The organism is Psychromonas arctica DSM 14288 (assembly GCF_000482725.1).
Taxonomy (GTDB): Bacteria; Pseudomonadota; Gammaproteobacteria; order Enterobacterales; family Psychromonadaceae; genus Psychromonas; species Psychromonas arctica.
This window is the reverse complement of record NZ_KI519478.1, coordinates 161,618-179,496: the sequence shown is the minus strand read 5'-3', so window position 1 is coordinate 179,496 and position 17,879 is coordinate 161,618. Positions and strand designations below refer to the sequence as shown.

Below are 17,879 nucleotides of genomic sequence, written 5' to 3'. Positions count from 1 at the left end.
ACCACGAAATGACATAAGGTTTGCCACTAAAAATAAGATCAATATTTTCGTATTGAAAACATACATAAGCAAGTAATTGTTATTAATCTCCGCTATTGATACCAGTCGATGGGAGTATGAGATATAGAAATGAGGTCATTGTCTCCTGTAAGCTCTAAGCTGACATTAAATAAGTTGCTTATCTATCTCGCTTTGGGGCACAAAACGCCTCAGCTCTTTTGTGATATTTACCTGTTGAAGCGATAGCATTTACGCTCGCTTTCTCCCAATAGCGAGCGTAAAGGCACCTTCATCCTTTCGGTATAATGTTAGGTCGCTATCGCCCCAATTGTGTTAGAGGCAAAAGGCAAGACGCGATTTTATTGAACATTGTTGCTCACACATAACTGATGAAACAAAGGTAAAGAAGGTATCAAGTTAAACGAAATGTATTTCTGGGTAGGACGTTGCGATGTCTTTGTATACCATATCAGGGATTTTCATATCATCTATTTTGCTTTATTTCCGAAGAAATCGTTCAACCCTCAAACTACTTCAAGATGCAAATTCAGAGTTGCGCCCGGATGCGGGAACAAAACGCATCATAATGAGAATGATTATTCCTTTTTATCTTGGGTATAGTTCACTTACTTAGCTTGGTTTCATTTAATAACTGATGTTACGCAGTGAATTAAGAAATCAATGGGTTACATAACAAAATTTTATTGTAAGTGATTGATGTCTAATAGTGACTGCGTAACATCAGTTAATAAATGTTATTGTAACTATTGAAGCATATAGTATATATTCTTGTTATGTTACAAGTAACATTGAATGAGTAATAATTATGACTAAGAAAAAAAGACCCACTCTACAAGATGTCGCCAATATCGTCGGGGTGACAAAGATGACCATCAGTCGTTATCTTCGAGACCCTGATCAAGTTTCTTCTGCCATACAAAAAAAAATTGCCACGGCCTTAGAAGAGTTAGGTTACATTCCAAACCGAGCGCCGGATTTGCTATCCAACGCCAAAAGCCATGCAATAGGTATTCTTGTACCCTCGTTAACCAACCAGGTATTCTCAGAAGTTATACGTGGTATTGAAAATGTCACAGAAGCTGCCGGATACCAAACCATGCTAGCGCATTATGGCTATAGCGCTGACATTGAAGAGGAACGTATTAGTTTCCTGTTGTCTTATCATATCGACGGGTTAATTCTTTCAGAAAGTCATCATACCGCCAGAACTTTAAAAATGATCGAAACTGCCGGTATTCCGGTTATTGAAATGATGGATGTGATCTCTCCGTGCATTGAACAGGCCGTCGGCTTTGATAATATCGATGCGGCTTATCGTATGGTGTCAAGCATGATAGAAAAAGGATATCGCAATATTGTTTATTTAGGAGCGCGTATGGATGTGCGAACTCAACTAAAAGAAAAAGGTTACGCAAAAGCAATGGAGGAGCATGGTTTTACCAGTAAAAGCATGCTGACCGAAGCAGCCTCTTCGTTTTCGCTAGGTGCCGAATTATTAAAACGAACAATCGCAGAACATCCGCAAACAGATGGTTTATTTTGTACAAATGATGACTTAGCCATTGGTGCCATTTTTGAAGCACAGCGCCTCGGTTTGAAGATTCCCGAAGAAATTGCCATTGCCGGTTTTCATGGCCATGATATTGGTCAATGTATGGTACCTAGCTTAGCAACGGTGGTCACTCCGCGCGAAAAAATAGGCCAAATTACAGCACAGCAGCTCATTGCCCGTTTAAATGGTCAGAAAATTACGGAGAAAGTCATTGATCTTGGTTTTGAAATTCGCCATGGAGAGAGTATTTAGAGGCTGTTATAACAGGCAGCTTGTCCAGGCTGCCTATTACTGTGATATTTTTTTAAATTTTAGGCTTTATAGACTGGCAATCAGGGATACGGCTTGCTTAGACAGCTCAGTGACCTTTGCCCAGTCACCACTTTCAATAGCATCATTTGGAATCATCCATGATCCACCTACGGTTGCAACACAATTCAGCGCCATATAATCGGCAACATTGCCGGGGTTAATCCCCCCCGTTGGACAAAAACGCACCTGAGGTAACGGCGCGGCAATGGCTTTTAGCGCCGCGGCTCCGCCATTTGCTTCTGCCGGAAAGAACTTCAAATGGTCATAGCCTAACTCTAAGGCAGTAATTATTTCCGAAGGTGTTGATACCCCTGGAATTAAAGGTGCTATTCCAGTTTTAGCATATTCCAACAACGAGATACTGTATCCTGGAGAGATAACAAATTTAGCGCCGGCAGCCACAGCCGCATCATATTGTTGGGTATTTATCACAGTTCCAGCCCCGATCATTGCCTCGGGCATGGCTGTCGCGATGGCGCGAATAGCTTCTACAGCAGCTTCTGTTCTTAAGGTTACCTCAAAAACACTAATGCCACCTGCCGCAAGCGCTTTTGCCATTGGCACGGCATCAGCTACATTATTGATGACCATCACTGGCACAACGGGTGAACAGGCAAAAACCTGTTCGGGGGAAATAGTCCAATTCATGTTACATCCTTATTGATTGAAAATAGTTGCGCCTGTTTCTGCGCTTGATACTGCCTGACGAAATAACGAGAAGAGCTCTCTGCCCGCACCCACATGTTCGTGATCTAAATTGGGATGAAATTCAGCCCGTTCACTGAGTTCTGCTCTAACAGAAATACTGCCATTATTGGCATCTAAACAGATAATATCGCCGTCCTGAATTTTACTTAATGGACCGCCATGTAATGCTTCCGGCGTGATATGGATAGCAGCAGGAACCTTACCCGATGCCCCCGATAATCGTCCATCGGTCACTAACGCAGTTTTAAATCCGGCTTTCATCACATTACCTAAAATAGGCATCAATTTATGTAACTCAGGCATACCATTGGCTGATGGGCCGTTATGACGCACGACAACAACCACATCACGGTTTAATTGCCCGGCCTTATAAGCTGTTTCTACGTCATGCTGAGATTCAAAAACCATTGCCGGTGCTTCAATAAAACGATTTTCTTCCGCTACTGCACTGATTTTTATCACCCCGCGCCCAAGATTACCATCAAGTAATTTTAAGCCGCCTTGTTTACTGAATTCCTGTCCCGGCGCTGCAATCACATTTTCATCCAGTGAATCACTCGCGGGCACAAATTCAACCTTACCGTCAACCAAAACAGGCTGTTTTAAATAATATTGCATAGTGCCAAAAACAGGTTGCGCATCCATATTAAGCAGGCCACGAGCGGCCAACATTTTCATCAAGGTCGGAACACCACCTGCGGCCTGGAAGGCATTAACATCAGCCGGCCCGTTGGGATACATTAAGGTTAAAGAGGGCACTACTTTGGCAAGTTGGTCAAAATCATCCCAGGTGACAACTAATCCGGCAGATCGCGCAATCGCAATCATATGAATAGTATGATTAGTGCTGCCCCCTGAAGCTAATAATGCCACCAATCCATTTACCACAGATTTTTCATCTATAACCTCGGCAATAGGACGATAATCACCACAACCATGAGTTATGGTTACCATGTGTTTGGCAATAACATCAGTTAATGCATGGCGTAATTGTGAATCCGGCGGTAAAAATGCCGAGCCGGGTAACATTAACCCCATCGCCTCAAAAACAAGCTGGTTGGTATTTGCCGTACCATAGAAAGTACATGTGCCAGGGGAGTGGTAGGCGTTATTCTCCATAGTCTGCAGCGCATTTTTGTCCACTTCGCCGGCAACATATTGCTGACGGATTTTTACCTTTTCTTCATTGGTGATACCCGTTGCCATCGGACCGGAGGGAACAAAAGCACTAGGAAGGTGGCCAAAAGCGAGAGCGCCCATTATCTGTCCAGGTGCTATTTTGTCGCAAACCCCGAGTAATAATGTCGCATCAAATGTATTATGACTCAGAGCGATAGCAGTGGCTTGCGCAATTAAATCCCGTGAAAAAAGTGACAAATCCATCCCCGTTTGTCCCTGCGTTACACCATCACACATCGCCGGAACACCACCTGCAACTTGGGCACTGTGACCCGCATTTTTAAGTGCCAGTTTAATTTTATCCGGGTAGGTTTGATAAGGCTGATGCGCACTTAACATATCATTATAAGCGCTGACGATAGCAACATTTGCGCGGGTAAAATCGAGAATAGTTGATTTTTGCCCTGCGCTGCATGAAGCAACTGTATGGGCTAAATTACCACAAGCAAGCGTCGCTCTTTCTTTACCTAATGCAGCTTGTTTTCTGATGCGAGATAAATACTCATTACGTAGTTTACTACTACGCATAGCAATGTTTTTAGTAACTTGTTCAATAATATTATTCATATGTTTTATATCCCTTTTTATTGAGCAACAGCTATACAACGTGAGACCACTTCATCAAAGCTGCCTTCAATATCTACACTAATGACGTTACTTTCATCTTCACCCGGAACCTCTAAGGTATTAAACTGGCTTTGCAGGAGCTCGGTAGGCATGAAATGCCCTTGGCGATTTTTCATACGCTCCAGAACCAGATCAAATTCACCATTCAAAAAGATAAAGGTTACATTATCATTGCCATCACAAATCATATCCCGGTACTTTTTCTTGAGCGCCGAACAAACGATCACGCCATTTTCATTTTTTTTCTCAAGGCTGAAAGCTGCGTCGCGAATCCGTTCTAACCAGGGGCTGCGATCCTCATCATTGAGTGGCTGCCCAGATGTCATTTTAATAACGTTGGCTTTCGGGTGCAGATCATCACCATCAATAAATTTTGCTTGAATTGCTTTAGCGAAAGCGGCACCAACCGAAGATTTGCCGGTACTGCTGACGCCCATGATAATAAAGCATTTAGATTTTTGCTGTTTATCCATTTTTTACCTCTGTCTAATTATTAAACAATACTCTTAAGTGTATTTGGGGACAGCCAAGAGTTACGGGTAACATGTTACCCGTAACTCTGCCCCTTGTGAATACTACGAATAGATAATAATAAGAAAAAATTAACACATGACAAAAAATGTGAAGTAGAGAGCATTTATTCAACACAAGGTTTTTTTTGAGCAAAGTTACGGGTAATATGTTACCCGTAACTTTGCTCGAGTTAGATCCTCGTTAACAATAATATAATTAAATAATCACAAGTGTGAAATATCACACACCAACTAATAAAGGAAACATCATGTCAGATATATCGTTAATAATGACCGCAGCAGGATCTATTATCCTGTTGTTATTTTTGGTGATGAAAGTGCGTTTGCATGCCGTTGCCTCACTAATACTAGTCTCTATGATTGCAGGTTTGTTTTCAGGCATGAGCCCTGAAGATATAGCTGTGACCATCCAAAAAGGGATGGGAGGAACGCTTGGATTTGTGGCTGTTGTGGTCGCGCTAGGTGCTATGTTTGGTAAGGTAATGGAAGCTACCGGAGCACTGGATCGTGTTGCACATACGCTATTGCATAAGTTTGGCACTAAAAATGCCAACTGGGCGTTGACCTTTACCGGTTTTATTTGTGCCTTACCTCTGTTTTTCGATGTCGCCGTAGTATTGCTTATTGGTCTAGCGTTTGCAGTTGTTCGCCAAGGCGGTGGTAGTGTTGTTAAAATAGGTATTGCACTGTTAGCAGGTATTGCCACATGCCAGGCGTTTTTAATTCCAGCGCCCGGGCCTATTCTTGTTGCCTCACAACTGAATGCTGATTTTGGTTATATGATCTTGTTTGGTCTTCTGGCTTCTATCCCTGCTATGATTATCGGTGGTCCTATTTTTGGTTCAATGATTTCAAAACATGTGCATGTTGAACTGCCTGAACATGAAAAAATAGGAGTGAGTGTGCGGGAAGGTGAAGGGACTCCGACATTTGGTTTAGCTATTGGGTTAATCGGTCTGCCATTACTGATGATCGGACTTAAAACGATTGCTGCTCGTTTTGTTGATCCAGCTTCAACAGCACATGGATGGCTAGAATTTATAGGCCACCCTTTTACCGCAATTATGGTTGCATGTTTAGCCGCTTTCTATCTACTTGGCACTAAACGCGGAATATCTAATAATCGTATTATGGCAATTTGCAGCAGTGCACTCGAGCCTGCTGGGATCATCATTTTAGTTACTGGTGCAGGTGGTGTTTTTAAACAAGTATTAGTAGATTCAGGCGTAGGTGCTGCATTAGGTAATATGTTAGCAGGCTCCGGATTACCGATAGTTGTACTAGCATTTATTCTTGCTGCAGCAGTGCGCGTCATTCAAGGTTCTGCAACAGTTGCTATGTTAACTGCATGTGGATTAATTATTCCGATGCTTGAACCACTTGGACTTAATGGCATGCAACTAGCAGCTATTACTATTGCTATTGGTGGCGGTTCGATTGTCCTTTCACATGTGAATGATTCTGGTTTTTGGTTAGCTAACCGCTATCTTGGACTGACGGAAAAGCAAACACTACAAACCTGGACGGTAATGGAAACGATCATTGGAACGACCGGAGGTATTGTTGCAGTATTAGTTTCACTTTTTATTAATTGATAAATAGCGTTACGCCGCGATTGCTGAAGCCAAGCCCAATAATTACATTAATTATTGGGCTTTAATCTACAAGTAATACAAGAAAAACAAATGATTTAAACAGTGAACAAACTTCAATTAATTTACCTAAATACGGAGGTCAGAATGAAAACAAAAATCGATATTGCCGTGATCGGCTTAGGCGTTATGGGCGCTAATATGGCACTGAATTTAGCAGAGCGTGGATTTTCCGTAGTCGCTTTTGACGTTAATGAGGAACGTCGTCACGATATAATCAAACGCCACAAACCACTAAGAGCAGCAAAATTAATGACGGTTGAAGATCTTTCTGAGTTGATCAACCAGCTTTCTACGCCGCGCCGTATCGTACTCTCTGTTCCTGCCGGTCCTATCGTGGATATTATCTGTCAGGATTTAATGGCAGCAGGTTTAGAGCCAGCCGATGTCGTTGTCGATACTGGCAATAGTCAATGGCGGGATTCAATCGCTCGGGGGCAAAGTTATACAGATAAGTTTAATTTTTTTACCTGTGCAATTTCCGGAGGAGAATTAGGCGCACGGTTTGGTCCATCTTTAATGCCAAGTGGTGACAAAGCCGCATGGCAAAGATTAAAACCGATGTGGCAAGCTATATCGGCAAGAGTCGATCCCATTAGCGGATACGAAATTGCGCGGACACAAGTAGATCAACCTTTGCCGGAGGGTGAACCTTGTGCTGAATACATTGGTCCAATTGGCTCTGGTCATTTTGTAAAAATGGTGCATAACGGTATTGAGTATGCAGACATGCAGATGATTGCCGAAATAGTGCAATTTATGCGACAAATTTTAGCGATGTCTGCGCCAGAAGTCGGTGCTGTATTTAGCCAGTGGAACAAAGGAAAACTGCAAAGTTACCTTATTGGAATCACCGCTGACATTCTTCAGACTATCGACCCAAAAACAGGCCAACCTTTGGTAGATATGATCCTCGACCAAGCAGGTCAAAAAGGAACAGGCAGTTGGACTGCACGTGAAGCCTTAGAACTGGGCGTTCCTGCGAACGCCATTGCAGCATCAGTATTTGCTCGTTTCCTTAGTACTCAAAAGAAAGTCCGTCAAATTGGGGCGGTGCAGTTAACAGGTCCGATTATTCGCACTGAAGCTAAAGCAGAATGGATTGATAAACTGGCAGATGCGCTTTATTGTTCAAAAATCTGTAGCTATGCACAAGGTTTCGAGCTTATGTCCGCGGCGGATAAAGAGAATAACTGGATACTTGATTATGTTTCAATCGCTAAAATTTGGCGTGCGGGTTGCGTAATCAGGGCTAACTTTCTAAATGACATTGCCAACGCATATCAAACTGAGCCTAACTTGATTAATTTAATGTTGGCAGAACGGTTTACTGACCGTCTGGCAAAAAGCCAACTAGCATGGCGAGAAGTATTAGCAAAAGCAGTTATGCAAGGTATGCCAATGCTGGCAATTAGCGCTGCAATGGGATATTACGATTGCTACCGTGAAGCTGATTCATCCGCGAGCCTGATACAAGCCATGCGAGATTATTTTGGCAGTCATACGTACGCTCGTAAAGATCAAGATACAAAGCAACATTTCCATTACGATTGGCACTTTGGTAGTGGTGAGCACCTGGTCGAACATTAATAATCGGCAGGTCATATAATGACCTGCCATTTTAAAAAATTTGATCTAATACCATTGAACTAGTACCTAAATCATAAGTTCGTGTGGACTTTATCAATACTATCCAGATCACAAAACGTTTAAAACCCTTAAAAAGGGACATAAATGTTGAGGTGGTCTAATATTACCGGACACTACTTGAGACTTCAGTTAATATATCTAGTAGAGATAAATTATGAATAAGAAGTCTTCTCTTCATTAAGAATAATTGAGCGATTGGCGCTTGAAGACAATAACGACTTATAAAATAATAAAATATTGTGATAGTTACCGTTACAAAAATGATCTATTCACCACACAACGAATGACAAATCCGTCCAGCTTGCTTCTGCCACAAGGTTTATAGGGATTTAAGGCGTCAACTTTGACCGTCAAATCTGTGTGTGGCGTCATACCGTTCTCATCGACATTTCTTGTTATAGCTTCTTACTGTTATTTTTTCCTGCTTAAGGCATTTTTTAATGTGATCCCAATAATCGGTTTAAATAGTTGGAGATAGACATTTTAAGGGAAGAAAATCTTGGTTTTTCTGAACTGCGGCAAATAGAGGCGGATCTAGGGTGGTGATTACAGTTTGCAATGCTTGATGAAAAACGGTCAACCGTTCCTGTAAAACCTGCTTTGGGGCTTGGCATGTAAATGTCGACTTTGTGATTAGGAGACAGGACTCGGATTACATCATGGCGCAGGTTATTGATAACCTACTGAGACGTCGGATATATGACAGCAGACTGTAATCTTCATTAAACTTGCAATAAACGTGGCGTCCATATATGTCCCAAGCGACTCAGGTAGCGAAAATTTAAGCTGTTACGAGGCTCGCTTTTTCCTTCAGCGATCACAACAGCTCACGCTCGAAAACTCCCAAAACCGAGTAAAATCAAAGAACCAGAAACTGCTTTTTTGTTATTATAGGTAGCACATTTACCATAAGGAACAATCTATGACAGAATTCGAAAAAATGCAGCTTGGCTTGGATTACGATGATTTTGGCCCTGAATTAACAGCACTCAAAGAAAGCGTTTTTAACTTATTGCAAGAAATCAACCAATGCCAGTTTAAACAGGCAAAACCTCTTTTTAAAAAATTATTAAAAAGTATGACGGGAAAAAGTTTTATCTATCCTCCTTTTCGCTGTGAATACGGAAAAACAATCTCTATCGGTGAAAGCAGCTTTATCAATATGGGCGCAACCTTTCTGGATAATGCGCCTATCTCTATTGGCAACCATGTTTTAATTGGACCCAATGCTCAGTTTTACACCGTTTCTCACCCTACTGATTACCGCAAGCGTCGAGAGTGGATAACAACATGCCTGCCAATCACCGTTGAAGATGATGTCTGGATAGGCGGTAATGTAGTTATTTGCCAGGGTGTCACCATTGGTGCCCGCTCTGTTGTGGCAGCTGGTGCAGTAGTCACAAAGGATGTCGCACCGGGTACTCTGGTCGGTGGACAGCCAGCCAAATTAATTAAATATTTAGAATAATTTTAGAAAGGGAAGAGTGAAAGATAACGGCCGGAAAGCTTGGGATCTGGAAGGCTGAATGTTTTGACTGTAAGTGGCGATTCGAGAATGAATAATTAAGCGTCTCAACTGTATTTAGCTGTTTTTTTTTCAAATAAGATGTCGCTCGCTTTTTCCCGAAAGCATGCATAATAGTGGGCATTGGTTTTTAACTTTTTGAGTCGCCATGGGGTCAAAGCGAGACTGCTTTTTAATTTAAAATTGGCACAAAAACGGGGCGATTTTCTTGATATAGCTATAAAAATATTATCTGTCTGACTTACCCACAACAGGCATAGAGGCTTCAATAATTAGCATTTATATCGGGCTAAAAACTTCAATCAGTTTTTCTCTAAATCCACCGAAATTTTCTAGATAAGCTGGGGTATGAGATTTTTCATTTTTACTATTTATACTGCTGAAGATATCCACAAAAGATGAATCATCGAGTAGTGCTGTAACAGGTGCTGGTTTTAGGTTAATTGAAGATGTTAGCAGTTTCTTACTATCAGTTTTGATCGCAAACTGGTTAGCAATTGCATTGCTGCGCACTAAAACGCATGCATCAGGTAATTCTTGATCTATTCGGTTGGCAAATATACTTAACTTTTCTTCAGCAAAAGTGAATAACCAAGCCTCCTGATTTACAGCGTCATTTAACCGTAAAATTCGGCCTAACACTTGGCGGAAATACAGCTCTGTTTTTACCCTGCTTAGATGGCAGCAAACCTGTAGTCGGGGGATATCGGTACCTTCAGCGACCATGCCAACGCTGACAATCCATTGCGTTTTACAGAAACGAAAATGTTTGATTCGTTCAGCTGCATCCGTTTCTTTATAAGTCACAATGACGGCTGTTTGCTGTAATTGTTCTGTGAGCATTTTCAATATTTGCTGCGCGTGCTCAACGGATGATGCGACAATTAACCCTCCCGCGTATGGGTTAAACTGTCTGATCTCAGCCAGTTTGTTACAGCCTTTTTCAAGGATATATTGAATAACTACTTCATGACAGATTAAGTCCTGATAGGAAATTAAGGGAGCTTTTAATAATTCATGCAGTGACTTAAAGACTTTAGTTTCTTGCTCTTGTGTAGTCACTGATATCTCTTCGTTATCAATTAAAACAATTTTAGGGTTTCTGCAAACGCCATCACTCACCGCTTGTTGTAATGAATAGGTATAATCACATTGAATTTGATTATCAGGATCCCTGTAGTTAGCCAGGGCAATGGGGATTAGATCAGATCGCCAAGGAGTCCCGGTCAGCGCCAAAGTGAATGTAGCTTGCTCTTGAATATTTTGTACAATATCTTGCCCCCAGGCATTAGCATCATCAAATGAAGATCCTGAGCAGTGATGGATCTCATCAAATACCACCAATACGCGATTGTTCTTGATGATCTTCCAATTGTCTTCGTTAAAAAAGCGCATGTTCTGATAAGTATATGAGCAACCAATAGCGCCGATGACACCATCAAAATTACAATTCAGTCGACGTGCAAAGGTATTTTTAATCCCTTCGGCAACCGTGATCGATGGCGAGAAACATATAACAAAATCTATCTGCTTTGTCTCAAATAAATAGGCTGCAACTTCAGCGCCTAATACCGTTTTTCCGGCTCCCGGTGTTGCCAAACATAAGAAATGTTTACTGGTATCTGCGTAATGTTTTTTTACCGTATTTAAGCATTCTTGCTGCCAATGCCTTAACATGATTGATATCCAGTAATTTTATAGCCAAGTAACTTCTGTAACGCATGAACTTTGCCAAGAAGTTGAATAGATTGATCTTTAGCTTGTTGATGATGCTGCTGTAGTTTGTCTTTTAATTCCGGAAATCGAGTAGATAAGTGTTTATATTCCTTAGCCTCTTCAATACTTGCATTTAGATCCATCTCATAAATCATAAGCTCTTTTTCAAGCTGCGCTTTGTAGTTTTCGGTTTTTGGTTTAGCAGTACCAACTTTACGTGGTAACTTTTGTTTTTGTTTCTTATCCCGATTAACCGGAATAAATTTTGAGCAAGAGAATGTTTCCGTTTTTGAATATATAACCTTCTTTATCCCATCATTAAAATGATCAGTGCGTTTTAAAAAATCATGATTTACAGCCCAAAGCAGCTGCCGATAAATATATTTTCTCGCTACGTCTGTGTCTGTAAATTCAGTATTATTTTGCAACAAAGCATCCCTTGCTTCTATCACAGTGAAGTCATTCATTTGCTTTATCACCAAAAGAGAATGCAAAAAAACATTCATATTAACTTTTTGACTCATTGCCATACCTCATAAACGAAGCTAAACTTAGGATTCCTAAGTATACATGCCCTTATAAAAACTAGACAATCAATTTTATGTGAGAGTTATTGAGATGAAATACCAGTGCAGGTTAAATCCTTTTTTACGGAGCGTCTTAAAGAGGCTCGAAACAGAATGAAAATCAGTCAAAAAGATTTAGGTATTAAAATAGGGATAGATCCAAGCTCCGCCAGTGGCCGCATGAATCACTATGAGACTGGTCGCCACATGCCTGATCTCGGGACATTAAAAAAGTTAGCAAAAGAGCTAGACGTGCCAGTGAACTATTTTTTTTGTGAAACCGAAGAAAATGCAACCTTGGCATGCTTGATTGATAAGCTTGATGACGACACTAAACACAAGCTGATTCAATTATTAGAGAGCGGCACAAAATTCTGATACTCGGTTTCAGGGAGGACGAGATCCACTGATGAGATCGGCATCAGCACACCTAAAATTGCATTAGCTCAAATCTGAATTGACACTTTTGGTAGATAGGATTCTATCAAGCCTGACAGTCTCAAAGCCACCATAGCGGTCATTGAGTTTTTACAAAAACGTGCAAGGCGCTTTCGCCCCCTTTGCGAGCTAGTGTAATCCGAATTAAGCATTACCGTGAACATGGTTATGAAATAAAAGCTAACAGCGACTATAATTATTACTTACAACACTCCGGACAGTTTTATGATGCAATAGCGCCGTAATTGCCATACTGCTCATAAATTATTTCGACTTTTTTACAACTTAGGTCTAATCCTAACGCGTTAAAAAGCCTGCCCATCAAGTGTTGATTGAATTTTCTGCGTTTCCACGAGGCGATTGATATCACTGAGGGCTTGCTGGTTAATTTCTCTGTTCGATCTTCAACCTTCAGTAAATTCAATGCCGTTAATGACGCGTTTACCTGCATATTAATCGCTTCCTTACGTCGCGATTGGCAATGAGTGAGCCCTGTATATTGTTTGGCATCTCTGAATAAAAACTCTATTTGAAATCGGGCCTTGTAGTACTTAATCAACGTCATCGCATCCAACAAAATGTCTGTTGAATACAATAAAGCCCGGCCGATTTTTTTTCCCTTATACCAATTCAACATCACCACACGAATCTCACGCTTTAGGCTCTTTGAATAAACCATTTGGGTGTAAACGGTTATATTATCATCCAAAATACCGACACTTTCAAAGCGTCCTAAATCTTCGAAATCGATCTTACCATCAAATCTTCGGGGCCGACCAATGCCATTGTATTTTCCTTGGTACAACCACTGTAAATCAGCATCAACACGGAGCTTTCCAACAAGATGAAGACCCGTTTCAAGCACCTTCGATACAAATTTCACTTTGCTATAGTAAGCATCGGCAGCAAGGTACTTGATATTCAGTTTACGTAGGTTCGCAGCGACGTCGATAACATGCTGTGCATATTGTTCAACGCGCGTCACGCCTTGAATATCGATGGTTTGACGAGAATGCTGCGCATAGGCGGTATTTGACTTCAGATCGGTAATGCAGATCGTGGATATTTCCAATCCTTGCTGTGCTTCTCCTGCACTGCCGTTGTAAAACCAAGCTAGCCCTTCTGTTTGACGACCAGATTTGCTGATAAAGCTGCCATCAATCGCTGCAATTTGTTCTTCCTGCTCAGTGAAGGTCAGTGCAATTAATTTTGTGTTAAATTCGGCATAATCAAAAACGCGATTAGACCAACGTCGAAATCGTTTTTCACACATTCCGCTATAACGGGCCATATTTTTAAACGTTGCCTTGCCTTGAAAAACGACCAACACTGCAAATAAAGAGAGCATGAAGGTTCTCTGATGCTTTTTAACATTGGACATTGAGGCTAAAATTGTTTCTACTATCGTTTCCATGGGCAGACTTCTGTGATTATTTGATGTTAGAAACCTTATTTTCGCAATTTCTGATCATGGAGCCTATTTTATTTTTTCCGTAAAACTGTCCAGAGTGTTGTTACTTATCAACCAACTAAAATAGTTACAGTGTAATTATTTAAGGATGATTATTAAAAAATTAATAGTAGTAATGGCTGTAGCCATTCTTATATTAGGTATTGTTACTACTTACTTCAAAGATGGAGAAACAATTGAAGCCGATATACTGATAATGGTTTTTTGTCATGTAGTGGCAAAAGAAGATGGAAGAGAAAAAGACGCTAGAGAACTAAACGAAAATATCAAAAGTGGATTAAAAGCAGTGCCTTTGACTGATGAAGAAATAAAAAAAGGCGTTAGGCATATGGTCAAATCCATGAGAGATGATAATTTCACTCCTGCGGAAGTGAGAGAAATGTGTGATTATGCAAAGGCCAATAAACTTGGAACCATATAATAATTACATTGTAACTTTTTACTTTCCTCCTTCCGGGCTTCTGGCTAAATCACTAATAATCTCATAGCCGTGATCTGAGCGATGGTATTAATAGGAAGGCAATCATAAGCAGACCTTTTTTATGTTTGGTCGTAGGTTTCCTAGGACACTTTTGTGACACAAACCGAGCTAGAAAGCTAAGTTGCTAACACCCCCCATAGCGACTTACAAAACTAAAAATATGTACTCACGATTATGCATGCTTTCGGGAAAAAGCATGCATAGGATTTTACTATCTGAGGCGTTTTGGGGCACATAGCGCCTAAAATTACAACTCTCTACACGCCCTATAAAATTAAATTTACTTTGGATTTACATTTGCTATTTTAAAAGTAATTTCATGAATTGTAAGGATATATAATGTATTGTCATAAATGAAAATGTCCAGCCTTATGCAGTTGAAACTGTAAGTTCATTTATTGGAATGTATTATGGCAAAAACCCCAAAAGAAACGAGAGATGACTTTTCCCCTAAAACGATTCGATTATTACGTGAAAGGGTGAGTGATCTTTGTTCAAAACCTGACTGTAGAGTTTTGACTCGAGGCGCAAGTAGTAATCAGGAGAAAACAACAAGTATTGGAGTTGCGGCCCATATCACGGCTGCCGCTTCTGCAGCAGGCGTAGCAAGATATGATGCTAGTTTATCTTCCGAGCAAAGGAAACATTATGATAATGGTATTTGGCTATGCCAAACTTGTTCTCGCCTAATTGATGTTGATGAAAATAGGTTTCCAGTTTCTTTGCTAAAAGAGTGGAAAGAAATAGCGGAACAATACTCTAAAGAAAGCATTGGTAAACAGCTGGTTTCATCTTTTGATCCATCAGTTATCAAATCACTCATTGAAGACCCAATAAATAAAAAAACTAATGCAGAGAAAGATGAGTTACGCAAGAAGCTAGGTATTACAGAGCAGGCGTTAACTACTTTTTTTACAATATTAAAGAAAAAAATATTCCTACGGAATCATTACCAACAGTTTTATGTGAAATAGCCATCAGGCATAGAGAATCTCTACAACGATTAGAAATTTTATCTGAGGGTAATTCTGAATATCAAACTAAAATTACAGAAGTTCATAATGCGATTCAATTAGGTAAATATAGTTCAGCAATAGAATTATTACGCATAGTCAAAAAGACTGAAGAAGAAATTGCTTATAAAGCGAAAGAAGTAAGAAAAGCAGCCGAAGAGTCTGAAGAGAAACATCTTTTAAACGCAGCAAACGCAGCCGCTGAAATTGCAGAATTAGAATTAATTGAATTAAATTACGAGCAAGCAGCTGAATATTTTCATAATGCTAATGAGCTTACCCCCAATAAATTCACACTTATAAAAACAACTTATTTAGTTTATTTTGCATCTGCAATATATAAGCATGGAATAGAAAAAGGTGTAACTGAATGTATTAAAACCAGTATTAATACATACCTGCAAATATTGAAAATAATTAATAAAGAAAACTATTCTCAGAGATGGGCTTCGATTCAAGATAACCTCGGAACTGCATTTGCAGAATTAGGGGCGAGAACTGGAAACAAATCACACTTTTATGAGTCGGTAAAATTTTATAATGCTGCATTGGAAGTATTTTCCATTAAAAATAACCCGCAACTATGGGCGTCAACTCAGAATAATTTGGCAAATGTATATGCACAGATGGGTGATTTTACTTCAGATGTAGATCAACTTGAAAAAGCTCTTGTAGCTTATAATAACTCTCTCAAAGCGAGAGATTCTATAAGTGATCCTAAAAGTTGGGCAATAACAAAACAAAACATAGGAAGCCTTTACCTCACATTAAGCAAATTGAAATCTGATACTCAATTATTACACAATGCAATTAACGCCTTTACATTAGCAAACAAAGTGTTTATTTCTATAAATGATAAAGAAAACAGTGCGTTAGTATATACAAACTTAGGCTTAGCTTTTTTCCATATCGCCCGAGACACTTCATATATCAAATATATCGACAAGGCTAACAGTTCTTACCAAAAAGCATTAAATATAATTGAAAAAGAAAAAAAACAATGCATTGGGCGGCAATTCAAGATGGGCTAGGCTCAATTTTTTCTTTATATTACAAACTCACCAATAAAAAATGCTATTTAAAAAAATCTGAAAACTCTTATTGCAAAGCTTTAGCGGTTCGAGGAGCAGATAGCACTCCTATAGAGTGGGCTAAAAACCATAATAATTTAGGCAGTACCTATAAAGAGTTAGGTAAAAAACAATCATCTACAAATTATTTTGAGAAAGCACTTCATTCATATAGCCAAGCATTATCAATACTTACTATAACCACACACCCACGAATCTGGGCCGAGATTCAAAATAACTTAGGCCATTTGTTTTTAATGTTGGGAAGGAAAACGAATGCAAATAAGAAGTATGAAGAGGCTATAAAATCGTTTGAAAATGCATTAAAAGTACAGTCGCATTCTAAATTTCCTATTGACTGGGCAGATATACAAAACAATCTTGGTATTGTATTAGGTGCTTTAAAACGCCATCCAGAAGCTGTAACAGCCTATATAGAGTCTTTAAAAGTTAGAACGATTGAATCGAGCCCGGTTGAGTGGGCTGACACTCAAAATAACTTAGGCGTATCTTACAAAGCTATTGGCCTAAATGATAATAACATTCGCTGTCTCGAATTAGCTACAACTCACTTTAGTAATGCAGCAACCGAATACGATCATAGTAATATCAAGCTAAAGTATATTGTGGCAGAAGAAAACCTAGGCGGAGTACTAAGCATATTAGGTATTTGTAAAAAGGATAAAAAACTGATAATGCGTGCAATTGATTCAATCCAGAAAGTTAAGGCTTTTTACAAAAAAGATATTAAAAATAATTGCTCTCTAGAGAAAGCCGACCAGCATTTAATACGTTTAACTGCGGAATTAAATAAACTTTGAACGGAGAGTTTCTTGCACTTTCCTTTTGTATCCAAATCATTCCTAACTTGCTATGGGGCGTTAACGCCTCCGCTTTCTATGGCTTGGGGAAAAAAGCGGCGGATATATCTAATAACAGGACTAAATACATTAATTCACTACAAAATTGTGATTATGTAGAGTTACAGCACTCAACCTATGTACATCTAATCTCATTTTGTGTACATAGCTCATGTTCTATGTCGATCGCATAAACATAACCAGTGACTGTACTTTTACTAAGATCATATATTAAGGTCAATAGTCACATGTTTAGCTTAAATATTAGGTACTAAGGTCATTTTACTATGGCGACGAAAGTGAGTTGGTTTTCTATCTCTCTTAGGGGGCGAAAGCGCCTTGCACGTTTTTGTAAAAACTCAATGACCGTTATGGTGGCTAAGCTGACTATTTATTAACAATACTTTCTCCCTAAAAATATTTTATTGGTGCCTGGCATAACTAAATGTAATTGAGTGACTTAGGCAAATGCAAGTAGGTGGCACTGATACTAGAAATTTTCCAG

At 39.7% G+C, this 17,879-nt stretch carries 15 protein-coding genes; 9 read left to right on the top strand and 6 right to left on the bottom strand.

From position 1 onward, the window contains the following. Positions 1 to 826 precede the first annotated feature (826 nt). Complete coding sequence (gntR, locus tag H592_RS0114265) at positions 827 to 1,825, top strand: gluconate operon transcriptional repressor GntR (RefSeq protein ID WP_028869354.1); 999 nt, start codon at positions 827 to 829, stop codon at positions 1,823 to 1,825. Positions 1,826 to 1,891: 66 nt separating this feature from the next. Here gntR and H592_RS0114260 read toward each other — a convergent pair whose 3' ends face one another. From H592_RS0114260 to H592_RS0114250, 3 genes are read right to left on the bottom strand one after another with little or no spacing between them, the layout of a single operon-like run. Further along, the gene (locus tag H592_RS0114260) at positions 1,892 to 2,533 is read right to left on the bottom strand and encodes a bifunctional 4-hydroxy-2-oxoglutarate aldolase/2-dehydro-3-deoxy-phosphogluconate aldolase (protein ID WP_028869353.1); all 642 of its coding nucleotides are present in this window, start codon (positions 2,531 to 2,533) and stop codon (positions 1,892 to 1,894) included. Positions 2,534 to 2,542: 9 nt separating this feature from the next. Next, positions 2,543 to 4,339 (bottom strand): phosphogluconate dehydratase, encoded by a 1,797-nt coding sequence (gene edd / locus H592_RS0114255; protein ID WP_028869352.1) that lies wholly within the window; start codon positions 4,337 to 4,339, stop codon positions 2,543 to 2,545. A gap of 17 nt (positions 4,340 to 4,356) precedes the next feature. Further along, positions 4,357 to 4,872, bottom strand: a complete 516-nt coding sequence (locus H592_RS0114250) for a gluconokinase (RefSeq protein ID WP_028869351.1) — start codon at positions 4,870 to 4,872, stop codon at positions 4,357 to 4,359. A gap of 308 nt (positions 4,873 to 5,180) precedes the next feature. Here H592_RS0114250 and gntU point away from each other — a divergent pair, with 308 nt between their 5' ends. From gntU to H592_RS0114235, 3 genes are all read left to right on the top strand, one after another. Further along, a complete protein-coding gene (gene gntU, locus H592_RS0114245; protein WP_028869350.1) occupies positions 5,181 to 6,527 on the top strand; it encodes a gluconate transporter in 1,347 nt (448 codons plus the stop codon). Between the two features lie 144 nt (positions 6,528 to 6,671). Continuing rightward, on the top strand, positions 6,672 to 8,174 hold the full coding sequence (gndA, locus tag H592_RS0114240; protein WP_028869349.1) for an NADP-dependent phosphogluconate dehydrogenase: 1,503 nt from the start codon (positions 6,672 to 6,674) through the stop codon (positions 8,172 to 8,174). A 982-nt stretch (positions 8,175 to 9,156) separates the two neighbouring features. Further along, positions 9,157 to 9,702, top strand: a complete 546-nt coding sequence (locus H592_RS0114235) for a sugar O-acetyltransferase (RefSeq protein WP_028869348.1) — start codon at positions 9,157 to 9,159, stop codon at positions 9,700 to 9,702. 336 nt (positions 9,703 to 10,038) lie between these two features. On the opposite strand, the gene H592_RS0114230 is transcribed toward H592_RS0114235, so the two are convergent. Together H592_RS0114230 and H592_RS0114225 are read right to left on the bottom strand one after the other, a co-directional pair. Then, complete coding sequence (locus tag H592_RS0114230; RefSeq protein ID WP_211235672.1) at positions 10,039 to 11,436, bottom strand: DEAD/DEAH box helicase; 1,398 nt, start codon at positions 11,434 to 11,436, stop codon at positions 10,039 to 10,041. After that, positions 11,430 to 11,999: a hypothetical protein gene (locus H592_RS0114225; RefSeq protein WP_028869346.1), complete on the bottom strand. Its 570-nt coding sequence runs from the start codon at positions 11,997 to 11,999 to the stop codon at positions 11,430 to 11,432. Before H592_RS0114225 ends, H592_RS0114230 begins: the two co-directional genes overlap by 7 nt. Positions 12,000 to 12,104: 105 nt before the next feature. Here H592_RS0114225 and H592_RS0114220 point away from each other — a divergent pair, with 105 nt between their 5' ends. Next, the gene (locus H592_RS0114220) at positions 12,105 to 12,419 is read left to right on the top strand and encodes a helix-turn-helix domain-containing protein (RefSeq protein WP_037071885.1); all 315 of its coding nucleotides are present in this window, start codon (positions 12,105 to 12,107) and stop codon (positions 12,417 to 12,419) included. A 283-nt stretch (positions 12,420 to 12,702) separates the two neighbouring features. Here H592_RS0114220 and H592_RS0114215 read toward each other — a convergent pair whose 3' ends face one another. Continuing rightward, positions 12,703 to 13,893, bottom strand: coding sequence for a transposase (locus tag H592_RS0114215; protein ID WP_051369188.1), 1,191 nt, complete (start codon positions 13,891 to 13,893; stop codon positions 12,703 to 12,705). A gap of 145 nt (positions 13,894 to 14,038) precedes the next feature. On the opposite strand from H592_RS0114215, the gene H592_RS0114210 reads away from it, so the two are divergent. The 4 genes from H592_RS0114210 (at position 14,039) to H592_RS0114195 (ending at position 17,335) form a co-directional block, all read left to right on the top strand. Then, positions 14,039 to 14,371: a hypothetical protein gene (locus H592_RS0114210; protein ID WP_156916130.1), complete on the top strand. Its 333-nt coding sequence runs from the start codon at positions 14,039 to 14,041 to the stop codon at positions 14,369 to 14,371. Positions 14,372 to 14,841: 470 nt separating this feature from the next. Then, positions 14,842 to 15,405 (top strand): hypothetical protein, encoded by a 564-nt coding sequence (locus H592_RS22435; RefSeq protein WP_051369187.1) that lies wholly within the window; start codon positions 14,842 to 14,844, stop codon positions 15,403 to 15,405. A gap of 446 nt (positions 15,406 to 15,851) precedes the next feature. Continuing rightward, positions 15,852 to 16,475 (top strand): tetratricopeptide repeat protein, encoded by a 624-nt coding sequence (locus H592_RS24250; protein ID WP_028869342.1) that lies wholly within the window; start codon positions 15,852 to 15,854, stop codon positions 16,473 to 16,475. Next, entirely contained in the window at positions 16,445 to 17,335 is an 891-nt protein-coding gene (locus H592_RS0114195) for a tetratricopeptide repeat protein (RefSeq protein ID WP_028869341.1), read from the top strand. The genes H592_RS24250 and H592_RS0114195 overlap by 31 nt, the downstream gene beginning before the upstream one ends. Positions 17,336 to 17,879: the final 544 nt, after the last annotated feature.